General features: G+C 67.5%; 16 protein-coding genes. 10 read left to right on the plus strand and 6 right to left on the minus strand.

The features are described from left to right. The first annotated feature begins 29 nt into the window (after window positions 1–29). Complete coding sequence (locus tag MKP15_RS05180; protein ID WP_240212000.1) at window positions 30–743, plus strand: DUF4386 family protein; 714 nt, start codon at window positions 30–32, stop codon at window positions 741–743. A gap of 11 nt (window positions 744–754) precedes the next feature. Continuing rightward, window positions 755–1,165 carry a DUF6326 family protein gene (locus MKP15_RS05185; RefSeq protein WP_240212001.1) on the plus strand — a complete coding sequence of 137 codons (411 nt, stop codon included), beginning with the start codon at window positions 755–757 and terminating at the stop codon, window positions 1,163–1,165. Between the two features lie 22 nt (window positions 1,166–1,187). On the opposite strand, the gene MKP15_RS05190 is transcribed toward MKP15_RS05185, so the two are convergent. The 6 genes from MKP15_RS05190 to ykgO all read right to left on the minus strand — a co-directional run bounded on the left by MKP15_RS05190 (window position 1,188) and on the right by ykgO (window position 5,820). Then, window positions 1,188–2,405 (minus strand): TraB/GumN family protein, encoded by a 1,218-nt coding sequence (locus MKP15_RS05190; protein WP_240212002.1) that lies wholly within the window; start codon window positions 2,403–2,405, stop codon window positions 1,188–1,190. 4 nt (window positions 2,406–2,409) lie between these two features. Continuing rightward, window positions 2,410–2,940: a GNAT family N-acetyltransferase gene (locus MKP15_RS05195; RefSeq protein WP_240212003.1), complete on the minus strand. Its 531-nt coding sequence runs from the start codon at window positions 2,938–2,940 to the stop codon at window positions 2,410–2,412. Window positions 2,941–2,955: 15 nt separating this feature from the next. Next, window positions 2,956–3,840 (minus strand): carbon-nitrogen hydrolase, encoded by an 885-nt coding sequence (locus MKP15_RS05200; RefSeq protein WP_161613692.1) that lies wholly within the window; start codon window positions 3,838–3,840, stop codon window positions 2,956–2,958. A 127-nt stretch (window positions 3,841–3,967) separates the two neighbouring features. Next, complete coding sequence (locus MKP15_RS05205) at window positions 3,968–5,002, minus strand: agmatine deiminase family protein (protein WP_240212004.1); 1,035 nt, start codon at window positions 5,000–5,002, stop codon at window positions 3,968–3,970. Window positions 5,003–5,126: 124 nt separating this feature from the next. Continuing rightward, window positions 5,127–5,459 (minus strand): hypothetical protein, encoded by a 333-nt coding sequence (locus MKP15_RS05210; protein ID WP_240212005.1) that lies wholly within the window; start codon window positions 5,457–5,459, stop codon window positions 5,127–5,129. A gap of 235 nt (window positions 5,460–5,694) precedes the next feature. Next, the gene (gene ykgO / locus MKP15_RS05215; protein ID WP_005409283.1) at window positions 5,695–5,820 is read right to left on the minus strand and encodes a type B 50S ribosomal protein L36; all 126 of its coding nucleotides are present in this window, start codon (window positions 5,818–5,820) and stop codon (window positions 5,695–5,697) included. A 189-nt stretch (window positions 5,821–6,009) separates the two neighbouring features. Here ykgO and cmk point away from each other — a divergent pair, with 189 nt between their 5' ends. From cmk to galU, 8 genes are all read left to right on the plus strand, one after another. Further along, complete coding sequence (gene cmk, locus MKP15_RS05220; protein ID WP_161613695.1) at window positions 6,010–6,687, plus strand: (d)CMP kinase; 678 nt, start codon at window positions 6,010–6,012, stop codon at window positions 6,685–6,687. A 193-nt stretch (window positions 6,688–6,880) separates the two neighbouring features. Beyond that, window positions 6,881–8,572: a 30S ribosomal protein S1 gene (gene rpsA / locus MKP15_RS05225; protein ID WP_054666289.1), complete on the plus strand. Its 1,692-nt coding sequence runs from the start codon at window positions 6,881–6,883 to the stop codon at window positions 8,570–8,572. A gap of 89 nt (window positions 8,573–8,661) precedes the next feature. Continuing rightward, on the plus strand, window positions 8,662–8,967 hold the full coding sequence (locus tag MKP15_RS05230) for an integration host factor subunit beta (protein ID WP_054666286.1): 306 nt from the start codon (window positions 8,662–8,664) through the stop codon (window positions 8,965–8,967). A 153-nt stretch (window positions 8,968–9,120) separates the two neighbouring features. Further along, window positions 9,121–9,411 carry a lipopolysaccharide assembly protein LapA domain-containing protein gene (locus tag MKP15_RS05235; RefSeq protein WP_161613696.1) on the plus strand — a complete coding sequence of 97 codons (291 nt, stop codon included), beginning with the start codon at window positions 9,121–9,123 and terminating at the stop codon, window positions 9,409–9,411. A gap of 6 nt (window positions 9,412–9,417) precedes the next feature. Then, complete coding sequence (gene lapB, locus MKP15_RS05240) at window positions 9,418–10,596, plus strand: lipopolysaccharide assembly protein LapB (RefSeq protein WP_240212006.1); 1,179 nt, start codon at window positions 9,418–9,420, stop codon at window positions 10,594–10,596. A gap of 3 nt (window positions 10,597–10,599) precedes the next feature. Further along, window positions 10,600–11,586 (plus strand): lipopolysaccharide biosynthesis protein, encoded by a 987-nt coding sequence (locus tag MKP15_RS05245; protein ID WP_240212007.1) that lies wholly within the window; start codon window positions 10,600–10,602, stop codon window positions 11,584–11,586. A gap of 2 nt (window positions 11,587–11,588) precedes the next feature. Further along, window positions 11,589–13,490 (plus strand): nucleoside-diphosphate sugar epimerase/dehydratase, encoded by a 1,902-nt coding sequence (locus MKP15_RS05250; RefSeq protein ID WP_240212008.1) that lies wholly within the window; start codon window positions 11,589–11,591, stop codon window positions 13,488–13,490. Continuing rightward, on the plus strand, window positions 13,490–14,368 hold the full coding sequence (galU, locus tag MKP15_RS05255) for a UTP--glucose-1-phosphate uridylyltransferase GalU (RefSeq protein ID WP_240212009.1): 879 nt from the start codon (window positions 13,490–13,492) through the stop codon (window positions 14,366–14,368). The genes MKP15_RS05250 and galU overlap by 1 nt, the downstream gene beginning before the upstream one ends. The last annotated feature ends 497 nt before the right edge of the window (window positions 14,369–14,865 follow it).

Consider the following 14,865-nt stretch of genomic DNA (forward strand, 5'->3'; position numbering starts at 1 on the left):
GGCGGGGGCCTTTTCCAGGGGAACCGCGGATGCCACATGTACTTCACCCGGGCGGCCGGCTTGCCGGTGTCCTGTACCTGATCGTCGTCGTCACCGGCATTTTCTGCCTGGCCTACGTACCGGCGCAGCTGGCCGGCGCCGACGCCGGTGCACTGCTGGACAACGTGGTCGCCAGGCAGGCGTTGTTCAAACAGGGCGTGGCGGCGTTCGTCGTCGAACAGGTGGCCTACCTGCTGCTGGCACTGGTGCTGTACCGCGCCTTCCAGGATGTCAGCCGCGGCGCGGCGACGCTGATGCTGGCGTTCGTGGCGATGGGCGTGCCACTGGCGCTGGCGGCGTTGTCGCACCGGCTGCAGGCGCTGGCGCTGCTGACCGATGCCGACAGCGCGCAGCTGCTGTCGCCGGAACAACGTCAGCAGCTCGCGCACGCGGCATTGAAGGCGTACCGCGGCGGCATGCAGCTGGTGCGCGTGTTCTGGGGCCTGTGGCTGCTGCCGCTGGGCTGGCTGGTGCTGCGCTCGCGCCGCCTGCCGCGCCTGCTCGGCGCGCTGCTGGTGCTGGGCGGGCTGGGCTATGTGCTGGATGTGCTGGCGGAACTGCTGGTGCCGGGCTACGCGGACTGGTGGATTTCCGCCCACCTGACCCTGCCGGCCTCCGTCGGCGAGATCGGTACCTGCCTGTGGCTGCTGCTGTTCGGCCTGCGCACGCGGGGCCGCGATGCCGTGCCATCCGCTGTCCATTGAGGAGACGTCCCATGCAAAGCCGTTCCCCGCTGTCCGATCCGCCGCTGTCGCCGCGCATCAAGCTCTCGGCGCTGTGGGCCAGCCTGACCTTCTGCTATCTCTACGGTGATTACTTCGGCCTCTACCGGCCCGGCAAGCTGAAGTACATGCTCGACGGCGGCGGTCCGATGGGGCCGAGCAGCCAGGGCTCGCTGCTGTTCGTCGCGCTGCTGCTGGCGGTGCCCGGGCTCATGGTGTTCCTGTCGCTGGCGCTGCCGGCGCGCGTGGTGCGTTGGCTGGGCATCGGCCTGGCCTTGTTCTACGCCGCCTTCGTCGCGCTCACCATGCCGGGGGCATGGTGGTTCTACCTGGCCTACAGCAGTATCGAGATCGTGCTGTGCCTGTTGATCGTGGGCCTGTCCTGGCGCTGGCCGCGGACCTGAGGGCCGCGCCAGCGCCGGCGCATCACACCAGCTTGCCGTACACGGTGAAACCGGTCAGCCACAGGCCGAGCATGCTGCCGAGGTTGGTGAGCATGAAGGTCAGCACGATGCGGGTGACGCGGTTGCGGTACCAGCCCTTGAGCGATTGCGCGTCATCGCGCAGGCGCAGGAAATCGGCATAGGCCGGCCGCCGCAGGCGCGTTTCCACCAGCGCCGAGAACGCGCCGGTGGGGATGCTCAGGCGGAACGGCTTGAACGGCGCCACCAGCACCGCGGTCAGGATGCTCAACGGGTGGCTGCCGGCCAGCAGCGCGCCAAGGCCGGCCAGGCCGCCGGTGTAGAGCGCCCAGGTCGCGAGCATGTCCGCGCCCATGCCCATGCCGCCCTTCCAGAAGCCGACGCCGATGCCGGCCAGGACCACGGCCAGGATGGTCAGCGTGATCCACGGGATGTTGCGCTTCTTCGGTACCGCCTCCAGCGCCTGGCGCAGTGGGCCGGGCGCTTCGGTGTCGGTTTCCAGGTAACGCGCGAGCCCGGCGAGGTGGCCGGCGCCGACCACCGCCAGTACGTTGCGCTGGCTGTCGCTGCGCTCTTCGCGCAGGCGCGTGGCCATGTAGCGGTCGCGCTCGCCGATGATGCTCTCGTACAGCGCCGGGCTTTCGCTGGCGAATTCGCCGAAGCTCGATTCGAGCATGTCGCCCTGCTTCAGCTTCTCGATCTCGTCCTCGCCCACGTCCTCGGACGAGAACAGGCCGGCGCCGAGCCCGGCGACGAGCTTGAGCTTGCCGATGAAGCCCAGGCGCTGCGAGGCGCGGCGGAAGGTCAGGCCGACATCGCGGTCGATCAGGTGCACCGGCAGGCCACGTTCCTGCGCCAGCGTCACCGCGCGCTTGAGCTCTGCGCCCGGTTCGATGCCCAGCTGTTCGGCGAGCCGGCGCTGGTAGGCGGCCAGGGCCAGGTTGGCGGCGAACAGCGCGACCCGGTTCTTGCGGATCACCTCGATCAGGTCCAGCTGCGCCAGCGCGTCCGGGTTGGTCAGGGCCTGCAGCCGCTGCGGATCGAGCTCGACCGCGACGGCGTCGTACTGGCCGCTGCCGATGGCCTGTTCCACCGCCTGCACGCTGGCGGCGGACACATGGGCGGTGCCCAGCAGGGTGTAGCGCACGCCATCGCGTTCGACGATGCGCAGCGGCTGGCCGGCGAGCAGTTCGCTGCCGTTTTCGGAGTGGGTGTCGGTCATTGCGTCATTCATTGGAGGGGGCGCTGCCGGCGCCATCGCCGAGCGCGCGTTGCATCTGCACCGTGTCCAGCCAGCGGCCGTGCTTGCGGCCCAGACCGCGGAACACGCCCACGAGCTGGAACCCGAAACGCTCGTGCAGCCTGATGGAGGCGCTATTGGCGGGCTCGCCGATCACCGCGACCATCTGCCGGTAGCCACGCGCGGTGCAGGCGTCGATCAACGCCTGCAGCAGCGTGCTGCCCACGCCGCGGCCCTGGAAGCGGGCATCGACGTAGACCGAATTCTCCACCGTCCACTGGTAGGCGATGCGGCTGCGATAGGTGTTGGCGTAGGCGTAGCCGGCGACCTGGCCGTCGATCTCGGCGACCAGGTAGGGAAAGCCACGGGCGATGATGTCCTGCATGCGCCGCAGCATCTCGGCTTCGTCCGGCACCTCGTACTCGTAGGTGTTGACGAAGTCGGTCACCTCGATCGCGTAGATCGCGGTGATGGCGGCGATGTCGGCCGCGCCGGCATCACGGATGTGCACGGCCATGCGCAGGGTTCCCGGTCAGTCGATGTAGCGCTTGAGCAGGTCGCCGTACGCATCGATGCGGCGGTCGCGCAGGAACGGCCAGATGCGGCGCACGTGCTCGCTGCGCTGCAGGTCCACCTCGCAGACCAGTACGGTCGGCTCGGTGCCGGCCTCGGCCAGGAACTCGCCCTGCGGGCCGAGCACGTGGCTGTTGCCCCAGAACTGGATGCCCGATGCGCCCAGCGGCGACGGCTCGTGGCCGACGCGGTTGCACGACAGCACCGGCACGCCGTTGGCCACGGCATGGCCACGGTGGCTCAGCACCCAGGCGTCGCGCTGGCGGTTCTTCTCGTCCTGCATGTCGTCCGGATCCCAGCCGATGGCGGTGGGGTAGAGCAGCAGCTCGGCGCCGGCCAGCGCCATCAGGCGCGCGGCTTCCGGATACCACTGGTCCCAGCACACCAGCACGCCCAGGCGGCCGACCGAGGTGTCGATCGGCTTGAAGCCGATGTCGCCCGGGGTGAAGTAGAACTTCTCGTAGAAGCCCGGGTCGTCGGGGATGTGCATCTTGCGGTACTTGCCCAGCAGGGTGCCGTCCTTCTCGAACACCACCGCGGTGTTGTGGTACAGGCCGGCGGCGCGGCGCTCGAACAGCGAGCCGACGATGACCACCCCGTGCTGCCTGGCCAGTGCGCCCAGGCGCGCGGTGCTCGGGCCGGGGATCGGCTCGGCCAGGTCGAACTCGTCCACCGATTCGTGCTGGCAGAAATACGGGCCGTTGTGCAGTTCCTGCAGCAGCACCAGCTTGGCGCCCTGCGCCGCGGCTTCGGCGACGCGGGCCTCGATCACGGCCAGGTTGGCGGCGGCATCGCCGTGGTTGCGTTCCTGGATCAGGGCGACAGTCAGGGAATGTGTATTCATGCGGGCATTGTAAACCTGGGGGAGCAATGGCCCCTGCACAAGGGGCGCTTCGCGCCGGGCATGGGAAAGAGGAGGGCGCCGGGCCCCGTGCCTGCCAGGCAGGCACAGGGCAAGCGGGCGCCGGGCTTCAGCCCAGCAGGCCGGCGGGCAGCTGCATGGTGATGCAGTGCAGGCTGCCGTTCTGCCAGATCAGCGGCCGGCACGGCACCGGCACGATCTCGCGGTCCGGGAACGCGCGTGCGAGCACGTCGCGCGCCGTGTCGTCGGCAGGGTCGCCGTAGGCCGGCATCAGCACGGCGCCGTTGATGATCAGGAAGTTCGCGTAGGACGCGGCCAGGCGGCGCCCCTCGTCGATCACCGGTTGCGCCCACGGCAGCGGGAACAGGCGGTAGGGCCGGCCATCGCGGGTGCGCAGCGCGGCCAGTTCGGCCCCCATTGCCTTGAGTTCGGCATGGTGCGAGTCCTGCGGGTCGTCGCAGTCCTGGTAGACGATGCTGTCGGCCGAGGCGAAGCGGGCCAGGGTGTCGACATGGGCATCGGTGTCGTCGCCTTCCAGATAGCCGTGGTCCAGCCACAGCACGCGTTCCTGGTGCATCCACTGCGCCATGTCGGCGGCCAGCGATGCGCGGTCGCGCTCCGGGTGGCGTTCGTGCAGGCACTTCCAGGTGGTCAGCAGGGTGCCGTCGCCATCGGTGTCGATGGCGCCGCCCTCCAGCGCGAAGGCGATGCTGCGCACCTGGGCGTTGTTGAACACGCCGGCGTCATGCAGCACCCCGACCAGCTGGTCGTCCAGGCTCGCCTCGAACTTGCCGCCCCAGCCGGTGAAGCGGAAATCCAGCAGCTGGAAGCCGCCGTCGGCACGCCTGAGCGTGATCGGGCCGGAGTCGCGCAGCCAGGTGTCGTCGTACGCTGCGGTGATGAAGCGCACGCGCGCCATGTCGATGCGGTTGGAACGCAGGCGCACCTCCGCGTAGGTCTCGATATCGTCGTCAGCCACGCAGATCAGCACCGGCTGGAAGCGGGTGATGGCGGCGACCAGCGCGATATAGGTCTCCTCGACCTCGGCCAGGCGTTCGGCCCAGTCGGTATCGGCATGCGGCCAGGCGATCAGGACGCCGGACTGGGCTTCCCATTCGGCGGGAAAACGAAGTGCATCGGTCATTGCGGGTAGGTGCTCGGATCATGCCCGGCGCGAAAGTCCGGTGCGTTGGCGCGCCTGCCGGTGCCGGGAGGCGCGGGGGAGGGCGCCGCCCGGGGCCGCCATTGCAGCCCCGGAGTGGCGGAGATCAGCGGACCGGCGGTTTGGGGCCGATCTCGTCGGGGCCTGCCTGGTTGGCGACCACGTCGATCACCCGCTGCTTCTCGAAGTAGACGGTGAAGGCCGGGTAGACCCAGCGGTTGATCGTGGGCCACTGGCGCTTCTGGCCGCCGCGCGGTTCCAGCCGTTCCTGCGGGGCGCCGAAGCGCGCCTGCACCTGGCCCATCGACTCGCCGCGCGCCGGCAGCGTGCCCGCCGGCTTTTCCTGGGCCCGCTCGATCAGCAGGGTGTCGGCCAGCGCCGTGGTGGGTGCCGCGATGATCGCGGCGGTCAGGGCCAGGGCCCGGATGGTCTGCTTCATGGTCGCTTCTCCCCGGAGGACAAGTGGCGATTACAGCAAAAAAACAGCGTCGATAAAGTGGCAGGCAGCCCTGTTCCGCGCTGCCGGGCGCGGCATGCGTGCGGCGGACACGGCGGGTGCAGGATACGCGGCCGGCCGTGAGCGGGGCACGAAGATGCAGAAAGCCGCCCGGGGGCGGCTTTCTGCGAAGATCCGGAATCCTCGCGGATTCCGCTGGCGGCGAACGCCAGTCGGCTCAGCGCTGGCGAGCCTTGAAGCGCGGGTTCGACTTGCAGATCACGAAGATCTTGCCGCGACGGCGAACCACCTTGCAGTCACGGTGACGGGCCTTCGCCGACTTCAGGGAGGACAGGACTTTCATGGCATACCTCGGCGGATACGTTGGAGTTCTTCAGGGAGCGTAGCCGCGGATATGCAGGTTGACGCTCGTTCAAGCCCGCCATTCTACCGGGCAATTCCATGTGGGTTCAAGTGGTTGCGTGCAATCGGCGGCAGGCAGGCCGGGCGCGGCGCTAGAATGGGCGGATTCCCGTTCCAGCGCAGGCCGCAGATGAGTCCACTTCCCCCCGTTCTTACCATCGACGGCCCGTCCGGGGCCGGCAAGGGTACCGTCAGCCGCATCGTCGCGCACCGGCTGGGCTGGCACTACCTGGATTCGGGGGCGCTGTACCGGGCGGTGGGGGTGGCTGCCAGCTGGGCCGACATCGATACCTCCGACGCCTCGGCGCTGGTGCGCTGCACCTTCGACACCCGGATCCGCTTCGTCGAGCGCGGCGAGAGCCTGCGGGTGCTGGTCAACGATACCGATGCCACCGACGAGCTGCGCCTGGAGACCACCGGGGCGCTGGCCTCGGCGATCGCCGCCATCCCGGAGGTGCGGGCGGCGCTGAAGGAGCGCCAGCGCGCATTCAGGATGCCGCCGGGGCTGGTCGCCGACGGCCGCGACATGGGGACGGTGATCTTCCCGGACGCCCCGTTCAAGGTATTCCTGACCGCCAGCGCCGAGGAGCGGGCGCACAGGCGGCATAAACAGTTGAAAGAAAAAGGGGTTTCGGTTAACTTTGATGACCTCCTGCGCGAGATCATGGCCCGCGACGCCCGTGATGCACAACGCGCAGTGGCGCCCCTGAGGCCGGCCGATGACGCCGTTCTCATCGACACCAGCGGTATCGGCATCGACGACGTCGTTGCCAGGGTGCTGGGCCTGCTTCCTTCGCCGGAAGCGTGACCCGCGGTTCCGTGAGAGCGGCCGGTGACGGCCGCCGTCGCGCAAATCGAAGTTGTACAAGGCTCCGTCGTGCAGGGTGCACGGCGGTTTTTCCACTCCACACACGGCCGCCGGCACGGGGTCGACCAACAGGCGGGCGGCACGCATTCCCCGAAGGGAGCGGCCTGCCCATGTGTTCAACTGAGTAAATCCAATGACCGAATCATTTGCAGAACTGTTTGAAGCCAGCCAGGCCAATCTGGCCAAGCTGAAGCCGGGCGCCATCGTCGTCGGCACCGTCGTCGACGTCCGCGGCGACGTGGTGGTGATCAACGCCGGTCTGAAGTCCGAAGGCATCGTGCCGATCGAACAGTTCCGTAACGACGCTGGCGAAATCGACGTGGGCGTGGGCGACCAAGTGAAGGTCGCGCTCGACTCGATCGAGAACGGCTTCGGCGAAACCGTCCTGTCGCGCGAGAAGGCCAAGCGCGCCATGGTGTGGGACGAGCTGGAAGAAGCGTTGGAGAAGAACGAGACCATCACCGGCCGCATCAGCGGCAAGGTCAAGGGTGGTTTCACCGTCGACATCAAGGATGTCCGCGCGTTCCTGCCGGGTTCGCTGGTCGATGTGCGCCCGGTGCGCGACCCGGCCTACCTGGAAGGCAAGGAGCTGGAGTTCAAGCTCATCAAGCTGGACCGCAAGCGTAACAACGTGGTCGTTTCCCGCCGCGCTGTCGTCGAGAGCGAGCACTCGGAAGAGCGCGAGCAGCTGATGGACAAGCTGCAGGAAGGCGCGATCCTGAAGGGTGTCGTCAAGAACCTGACCGACTACGGCGCGTTCGTGGACCTGGGCGGCATCGACGGCCTGCTGCACATCACCGACATGGCATGGAAGCGCGTGCGCCATCCGTCCGAAGTCGTGAACGTCGGCGACGAGCTGGACGTGCGCGTGCTGAAGTTCGACCGCGAGCGCAACCGCGTGTCGCTGGGCCTGAAGCAGCTGGGCGAGGATCCGTGGGACAACATCTCGCGTCGTTACCCGGCCAACAGCCGCGTGTTCGGCAAGGTCTCCAACGTCACCGATTACGGCGCGTTCGTCGAGATCGAGCCGGGCGTCGAGGGCCTGGTGCACGTGTCCGAGATGGACTGGACCAACAAGAACGTCAACCCGTCCAAGGTCGTGCAGGTCGGTGACGAAGTCGAAGTGATGGTGCTGGACGTCGACGAAGAGCGTCGCCGCATCTCGCTGGGCATGAAGCAGGTTGCCGCCAATCCGTGGGAAACCTTCGCCGCCACCCACAAGAAGGGTGACAAGGTGTCCGGCCAGATCAAGTCGATCACCGACTTCGGCATCTTCATCGGCCTGGACGGCGGCATCGACGGCCTGGTCCACCTGTCCGACATCAGCTGGAACACCACCGGCGAAGACGTCGTCCGCAACTTCAAGAAGGGCGATACCTTGGACGCCGTCGTCCTGGCCGTCGATCCGGAGCGCGAGCGCATCTCGCTGGGCGTGAAGCAGCTGGAGCAGGATCCGTTCGGCCAGTACATGGCGGCCAATCCGAAGGGCTCCAAGGTCGAAGGCGTGGTGAAGGAAGTCGACGCCAAGGGCGCCGTGATCGAGCTGGCCGACGGCATCGAAGGCTACGTCTCGGCCCGCGACATCAGCCACGACCGCGTCGACGACGCCTCGCAGCACCTGAAGGTGGGCGACAAGGTCGAAGCCAAGTTCGTGGGCATGGACCGCAAGGGCCGTACCATGCAGCTGTCGATCAAGGCCAAGGACGAAGCCGAGACCGCCGAAGCGCTGGCCGAGTACAACAAGTCCTCGACCGAAGCCGCTGCCGGCACCACCAGCCTGGGTGCGCTGCTGCGCGCGCAGCTGGGTGGCAACAAGTCCGAGTAATCGGCCTTGAGCTTGTCGTAGATGCAACCTGGGCGGCCCGGACGAAAATCCGGGCCGCTTCGGGGTTTTACCTTCGTGACGAGTCCGCAATGACCAAATCCGAGCTGATCGAAATCCTTGCGCGCCACCAGGCGCACTTGAAGGCCGATGATGTCGATCTGGCCGTGAAGTCGTTGCTGGAGATGATGGGCGGCGCGCTGGCTTCCGGCGACCGCATCGAGATCCGTGGCTTCGGCAGCTTTTCGCTGCATTACCGGCCGCCGCGCATGGGGCGCAACCCGAAGACCGGCGAATCGGTCGCCCTGCCGGGCAAGCATGTCCCGCACTTCAAGCCCGGCAAGGAGCTGCGCGAGCGCGTGAGCGACGTCGTGCCGCTGGAAAGCGACCCGGCCTGAGTTCCTGGTCGCCGCGATCCGTGGCGGCATTTCCCCGGATCCATCGCCAAGTGGCCCCGGCAACCGTTCGGGGTGGTTTTTTGATCCGCCTGCTGCGGATCGTCGCCACGGCCGTTAAGCTAGTGGCTCTGTGGACATGGAGCAGGCTGCCGCATGAAGGCTGTCCGTCTGTTGATTCTGCTGGCCGTGCTGGTCGGTGGCCTGGTGATAGGCTCGCTCAATTCGCAGCCCGTCGATATCCGGCTGGCGTTCTGGGCGCTCAGCACCACCTCCGGGATCGCGATCATCGTGTCGTTGCTGTTGGGCGCGCTGGTGGGCGGCGGGCTGGTGCTGGCAGGCGTGGTCATCCCGCTGTATGCCCGGCTCCGGCGTGCCAACAAGGCCGCAGCAGGCGCGGCCGGCGCCGTGGCGCCGCAGGCGCCTTCCCCCTTCGACGGACGCTGATCGACGATGGCTTTCATCAGTGAGTGGTTCTGGTTTTTCCTGTTCCTGCCGATCGCCGCGCTGGGCGGCTGGGTCGTGGGCCGGCGTGGCGGCCAGCGCCACAGCGAGAACCAGGTCAGCCGCCTGTCGAGCACCTATTTCCGCGGCCTGAACTACCTGCTCAACGAGCAGCCGGACAAGGCGATCGAGCTGTTCCTGCATATCGCCGAGCTGGACCGGGAGACCTTCGAGACCCAGCTTGCGCTCGGCCACCTGTTCCGGCGCAGGGGGGAGGTGGATCGCGCCATCCGCCTGCACCAGGGGCTGGCCAACCGCCAGGACCTGTCCGACCAGCAGCGGGTCCAGGCCCTGCTCGCGCTGGGCGAGGACTACATGAAGTCGGGCCTGCTGGACCGTGCCGAGACCGTGTTCACCGACCTGGCGCGCATCGACCAGCGCGCACCGCAGGCGTTGAAGCACCTGATCGGCATCTACCAGGCCGAGCGCGACTGGGAAAAGGCGATCGAGAACGCGACCCGCTACGAGCAGGTCACCGACGAGCCGATGGGCAAGCTGATCGGCCAGTTCGAGTGCGAGCTGGCAGAACGCCATCGCGCCGCCGGGCGGCTGGACGAGGCGCGCGCGGCGATCGGGCGTGCCAATGCCGCCGACGCGATGAGCGTGCGGGCCGGCATCATCGAGGGCCGCCTGGAAAGCGACTTCGGCAACGATGAGGCGGCCGTGCGCGCGTTCGAACGTGCGGCGCGCAACGATCCCGATTACCTGCCCGAGATCCTGCCGCAGCTGCTCAAGAACTACCGCAACGTAGGTGATCTGGCCGGCGCGCGCGCGTTCCTGGCGGAAATGACCGAGCACTACCGCGGCATCGCCCCGGTGCTGGCGCTGTCGCGGTTGATGGAGGAGCAGGAAGGCGCCGGCCCCGCGCGGGCCTACCTGGGCCGCCAGTTGAAGGACCGCCCCTCCGTGCGTGGCGAGTCGGCGCTCATCGACCTGACCCTGGCCGAGGGCGCGGACCCGGTGGCGACGCTGCAGGACCTGAAGCACATCACCGACCAGTTGCTGGTGCGCAACCCGGCCTATCGCTGCACCCGCTGCGGTTTCGGCGCGCGCACCCATCATTGGCAGTGCCCGAGCTGCAAGGAATGGGGGACGGTCAAGCCGCTGCTGAATTACGCGGTGCTCTGATCCATGCAGCCGGTGTGGATGATACCGGGCCTCTTATCGGTCTTCGTGGTTGCGGCGCTGCTGACGGCGCTGGCGCGTGGCTATGCGCTGCGCCGACAGTTGCTGGACCAGCCCGGGGAGCGCAGGAGCCATGCAGTCGCGACACCGCGTGGCGGTGGCATCGCCATCGTCGCCTCGCAACTGCTGGCCTGCCTGTGCATCGGCGTCCTGTCCCCGGCGGCCGCGCCGCCGCTCGCGGTGTTTTCCGCGGGACTGTTGCTGGTGGCGGGTATCGGCTGGTGGGACGATCACCGGCCACTGCCGGCGCTCCCGCGCCTGGCGGTGCATGCGCTGGCCGGCATGTTGCTGGGGGGGCTGGTCTGGCACGGGACCGGTGACCTCCTGCTGGGCGGTTTCAGCGCGCTGCTGGCCATCGGGCTGGTCAACGTGTGGAACTTCATGGACGGCATCGATGGCCTGGCCGCCACGCAGGCGCTGCTGGCGGCGCTGGCCTACGCCCTGGTGCTGCCGGCGCCGGTCGCCGCGTTGGCGCTGGTCCTGGCGGCGGGCGTGGGGGGCTTTATCCCATTCAATTTTCCCCGGGCGCGGATTTTCATGGGCGATGTCGGCAGTGGCGCCCTGGGGTACCTGCTCGCCGCGCTGGTGGCCCTCGGGCTGGTCAGCCACAGCGCCCCGCCGGCGGTGCTGCTGATCCCGCTTGCCGCATTTCTGGTCGATGCCGGGCTCACCTTGGCGGGCCGCATTTTGAGGGGCGAGCGCTGGATGGAGGCGCACACCCAGCACCTTTACCAGCGCTGGGTGAAAGCCGGCCACAGTCACGTCACAGTCACACTGGGCTACGCATTGTTCGGGGCTGCCGGAGTCGTGCTGACCGTTGTTTCCGTGCGGCTGCCTTCGCCATGGAGCCAGTGGGCGGCCATTGCGTGGGCGGCGGCGGCAGCGGGTCTCTGGTTCGTTCTGCGCAACAAGTCGATCAATAGGGAAGGATGACCATGGCGGTCTGGCGACGGCTGGCAGGAAATTTTCCACGCATCGCGGTGATGCTGCATGACCTGGTCATGGTCTGGGCGTGTTGGCAGCTGCTGCACGTGGCCCGCTATGCGATGCTGGCGGGCGCGCCGGCCATTCCCCTGTTCAGTTTCGATGTCGCCATCGTGATGCTGCTGCAGGCCATGGCGTTCCATTACGTGGGCCTGTACCGCGGGCTGTGGCGCTTTGCCAGCGTCACCGACCTGGTCAACATCTTCAAGGCCTGCTTCCTCGGCGTCGGTGCGATCGTCCTGGTATTCAGCTACCGGCGCCTGAACGGCATCCCGATGTCGGTGCTGGCGATCTATCCGTTCGCGCTCGCGGCGCTGCTCGGCGGGCCGCGCCTGCTGTACCGCGCGTGGAAGGATCATCAGTCGATCCATTCCGATGCACGCGCGCGCCGGGTGCTGGTGCTGGGCGCCGGTCACGCTGCCGAAGCCCTGGTCAAGGACCTGCGCCGATCGGGCGATTACGAGCCCGTGGGCCTGCTTGACGACTCCCCGCACCTGAAGGGCGCCAAGCTGCAGGGCATTCCGATCCTGGGAACCATCTCCGACGTGGCATCGGTGGCCAGGGAAACGGCGGCGAAACTGCTGGTGATCGCCATTCCCACCCTGGATGCGGCCGGCATGCAGCGGATCGTGGCGCTGTGCGAGAGCACCGGGCTGCCGTTCCGGACCGTACCGAAGCTGAGCGATGTGCTGGAAGGAAACTCGCTGCCCGGGCAGTTGAAGGAGGTGGCGATCGAGGACCTGCTCGGCCGCAAGCCCATCCAACCGGACTGGGCGCTGATCCGGGGGTGGTTGCGCGGGCGCACGGTGATGGTTACCGGCGCCGGCGGATCGATCGGCTCGGAGCTTTGCCGGCAATGCGCGCGTCATGGCGCGCGCAGAATCGTGCTGCTGGAAATCAGCGAGATCCTCATGCTGAACATCCAGAGCGAGCTGTGCCGCAACTTCCCGCACCTGGAGATCGAGTGCGTGCTGGGCGACTGTGGCGACCCTGCGGTCGCCCGCCATGCGCTTGGCCTGTATCGCCCGGACACCGTGTTCCATGCCGCGGCCTACAAGCAGGTCCCGTTGCTGGAAGGGCAGATGCGCGAAGCCGTCCGCAACAACACGCTGGCGACGGAATGCATGGCGCGTGCCTGCCAGGAGCAGGGCGTGGACAATTTCGTGTTCATCTCCACCGACAAGGCGGTCGACCCGGCGAATGCGCTCGGCGCGACCAAGCGCTACGCCGAGATGATCTGCCAGAGCCTCAACGAGAAGAAGGGCACGCGCTTCGTCACCGTGCGCTTCGGCAACGTGCTGGGCTCGGTGGGCAGCGTGGTTCCGCTGTTCCGCGAACAGATCCGCAAGGGCGGCCCGGTCACCGTGACCCATCCCGAGGTCAGCCGCTACTTCATGACGATTCCCGAAGCCTGCCTGCTGATCCTGCAGGCGGCGGCTTCGTCCTCGCGTGGCGCGATCTACATGCTGGACATGGGCGAACCGGTGCTGATCCGGGTGCTCGCCGAGCAGATGATCCGCCTTGCAGGACAGCAGCCGGGTGCCGATATCGCCATCGTCTACACCGGCTTGCGTGCGGGCGAGAAGCTGCACGAAAGCCTGTTCTACTCGGATGAGAACAGCCGCCCCACCGCCCATCCCAAGGTGCTGGAGGCGGGCGTGCGCGAGTTCTCCACCGAGCGCGTGCTGGGCAGCCTGCCGCGGCTGCGCGAGGCGGTAGCCAGCTATGATACCGAGGCCATGCAGGCCATCCTGTCTGCCGTCATCCCCGAGTATTCGCCCCTGCGCGAAACGGTGGAGCAAAGCGCCAGGACCAATATTGTCCCGTTTCCCAAAGAGGCTGGTAGGAACTGATGTCCCGACGCATTCGCAAGGCGGTTTTTCCTGTCGCAGGTCTGGGCACGCGCTTCCTGCCCGCCACCAAGACCGTTCCCAAGGAGATGCTGCCGATCATCGATCGTCCGCTGATCCAGTACGCCGTCGATGAGGCGATCGAAGCCGGTTGCGACACGCTGGTGTTCATCACCAACCGCTACAAGCATGCGGTCGCGGACTATTTCGACAAGGCCTACGAACTGGAACAGAAGCTCGAGCGCGCCGGCAAGCAGGAACAACTGGAGATGATCCGCCACGTGCTGCCCGAAGGCGTCCGCGCGATCTTCGTGACCCAGGCCGAAGCCCTAGGCCTGGGGCATGCCGTGTTGTGCGCGAAGGCGGTGATCGGCGACGAGCCGTTCGCGGTGCTGCTGCCGGATGACCTGATCTGGAACCGGGGCGACGGCGCGCTGAAGCAGATGGCCGATCTGAACGAAGCCAGTGGCGCCAGCGTGATCGCGGTCGAAGACGTGCCGCATGACAAGACCGCCAGCTACGGCATCGTCGCCACCGACGCATTCGATGGCCGCAAGGGCCGCATTTCGCAGATCGTCGAGAAGCCGAAGCCGGAGGACGCGCCCAGCGACCTGGCCGTGGTCGGCCGCTACGTGCTGAGCCCGAAGATCTTCGAGCTGCTGGAACAGACCCGGACGGGTGCCGGCGGCGAGATCCAGCTGACGGATGCGATCGCCGAGCTGCTGAAGACTGAAGAGGTCGATGCCTACCGTTTCGAGGGCACCCGTTTCGACTGCGGCACGCACCTGGGCCTGGTGGAGGCGACGATCCGTTTCGCGCTGGACAACCCGAAGCTGGCCGGGCCGGCGCGGGAGAAGCTGGCGGCGATGTTGGCGGAATAAGGGTTTTATCAAGCGCTCCGTTCGCGCTTTGATTGATACGTGATGGGCGGGACGGGTGGGCCTTTGCAGGACACGCCCTAAAACCGGACCAGGGGGCTCGGTCGCCGCATACAAGCGGCGAACGGTCCTGCAAAGGCCCACCCGTCCCGCCTGTCAGGTTTCCCGCGGGCGCGGACGGCAAGAGCAAAAGCAAACAAGGCAGCCCATGGCTGCCTTTTCTGCTTGTTGGGGTCAGCCCCCCTTTGCGTAGCAAAGGGCTCTGACCCCAACTCTGACCTTGCCTTTGCTCATCCCTCCGCCGCGAGGAGGCTGGGAGGGCCGGGTTGGCAGAGCTGCCTGGGACCGTTGGCGCCATGGGCCCGAGGCATGCCTCGGGCGGGGTGGGCAGAACGCCCAATCCCGGTCTTGCCGTGTGCGCAGGACAGAACACACGAGCAAGGCGCCATCGGGCCCCCAAGGGTGAGGGCGCTTGGCTTGCGAAGCGCTGCTTCGCAAGC

Origin of the sequence: Stenotrophomonas sp. Y6 (genome assembly GCF_022436665.1) — a bacterium.
Lineage (GTDB): Bacteria > Pseudomonadota > Gammaproteobacteria > Xanthomonadales > Xanthomonadaceae > Stenotrophomonas > Stenotrophomonas acidaminiphila_A.

Excerpts from the sequence above, each read along its gene's own strand:
- MKP15_RS05180 (WP_240212000.1), top strand. The coding sequence starts at position 30 with ATGCCACATGTACTTCACCCGGGCGGCCGGCTTGCCGGTGTCCTGTAC.
- MKP15_RS05185 (WP_240212001.1), top strand. The coding sequence starts at position 755 with ATGCAAAGCCGTTCCCCGCTGTCCGATCCGCCGCTGTCGCCGCGCATC.
- MKP15_RS05190 (WP_240212002.1), bottom strand. The coding sequence starts at position 2,405 with ATGACCGACACCCACTCCGAAAACGGCAGCGAACTGCTCGCCGGCCAG.
- MKP15_RS05195 (WP_240212003.1), bottom strand. The coding sequence starts at position 2,940 with ATGGCCGTGCACATCCGTGATGCCGGCGCGGCCGACATCGCCGCCATC.
- MKP15_RS05200 (WP_161613692.1), bottom strand. The coding sequence starts at position 3,840 with ATGAATACACATTCCCTGACTGTCGCCCTGATCCAGGAACGCAACCAC.
- MKP15_RS05205 (WP_240212004.1), bottom strand. The coding sequence starts at position 5,002 with ATGACCGATGCACTTCGTTTTCCCGCCGAATGGGAAGCCCAGTCCGGC.
- MKP15_RS05210 (WP_240212005.1), bottom strand. The coding sequence starts at position 5,459 with ATGAAGCAGACCATCCGGGCCCTGGCCCTGACCGCCGCGATCATCGCG.
- ykgO (WP_005409283.1), bottom strand. The coding sequence starts at position 5,820 with ATGAAAGTCCTGTCCTCCCTGAAGTCGGCGAAGGCCCGTCACCGTGAC.
- cmk (WP_161613695.1), top strand. The coding sequence starts at position 6,010 with ATGAGTCCACTTCCCCCCGTTCTTACCATCGACGGCCCGTCCGGGGCC.
- rpsA (WP_054666289.1), top strand. The coding sequence starts at position 6,881 with ATGACCGAATCATTTGCAGAACTGTTTGAAGCCAGCCAGGCCAATCTG.
- MKP15_RS05230 (WP_054666286.1), top strand. The coding sequence starts at position 8,662 with ATGACCAAATCCGAGCTGATCGAAATCCTTGCGCGCCACCAGGCGCAC.
- MKP15_RS05235 (WP_161613696.1), top strand. The coding sequence starts at position 9,121 with ATGAAGGCTGTCCGTCTGTTGATTCTGCTGGCCGTGCTGGTCGGTGGC.
- lapB (WP_240212006.1), top strand. The coding sequence starts at position 9,418 with ATGGCTTTCATCAGTGAGTGGTTCTGGTTTTTCCTGTTCCTGCCGATC.
- MKP15_RS05245 (WP_240212007.1), top strand. The coding sequence starts at position 10,600 with ATGCAGCCGGTGTGGATGATACCGGGCCTCTTATCGGTCTTCGTGGTT.
- MKP15_RS05250 (WP_240212008.1), top strand. The coding sequence starts at position 11,589 with ATGGCGGTCTGGCGACGGCTGGCAGGAAATTTTCCACGCATCGCGGTG.
- galU (WP_240212009.1), top strand. The coding sequence starts at position 13,490 with ATGTCCCGACGCATTCGCAAGGCGGTTTTTCCTGTCGCAGGTCTGGGC.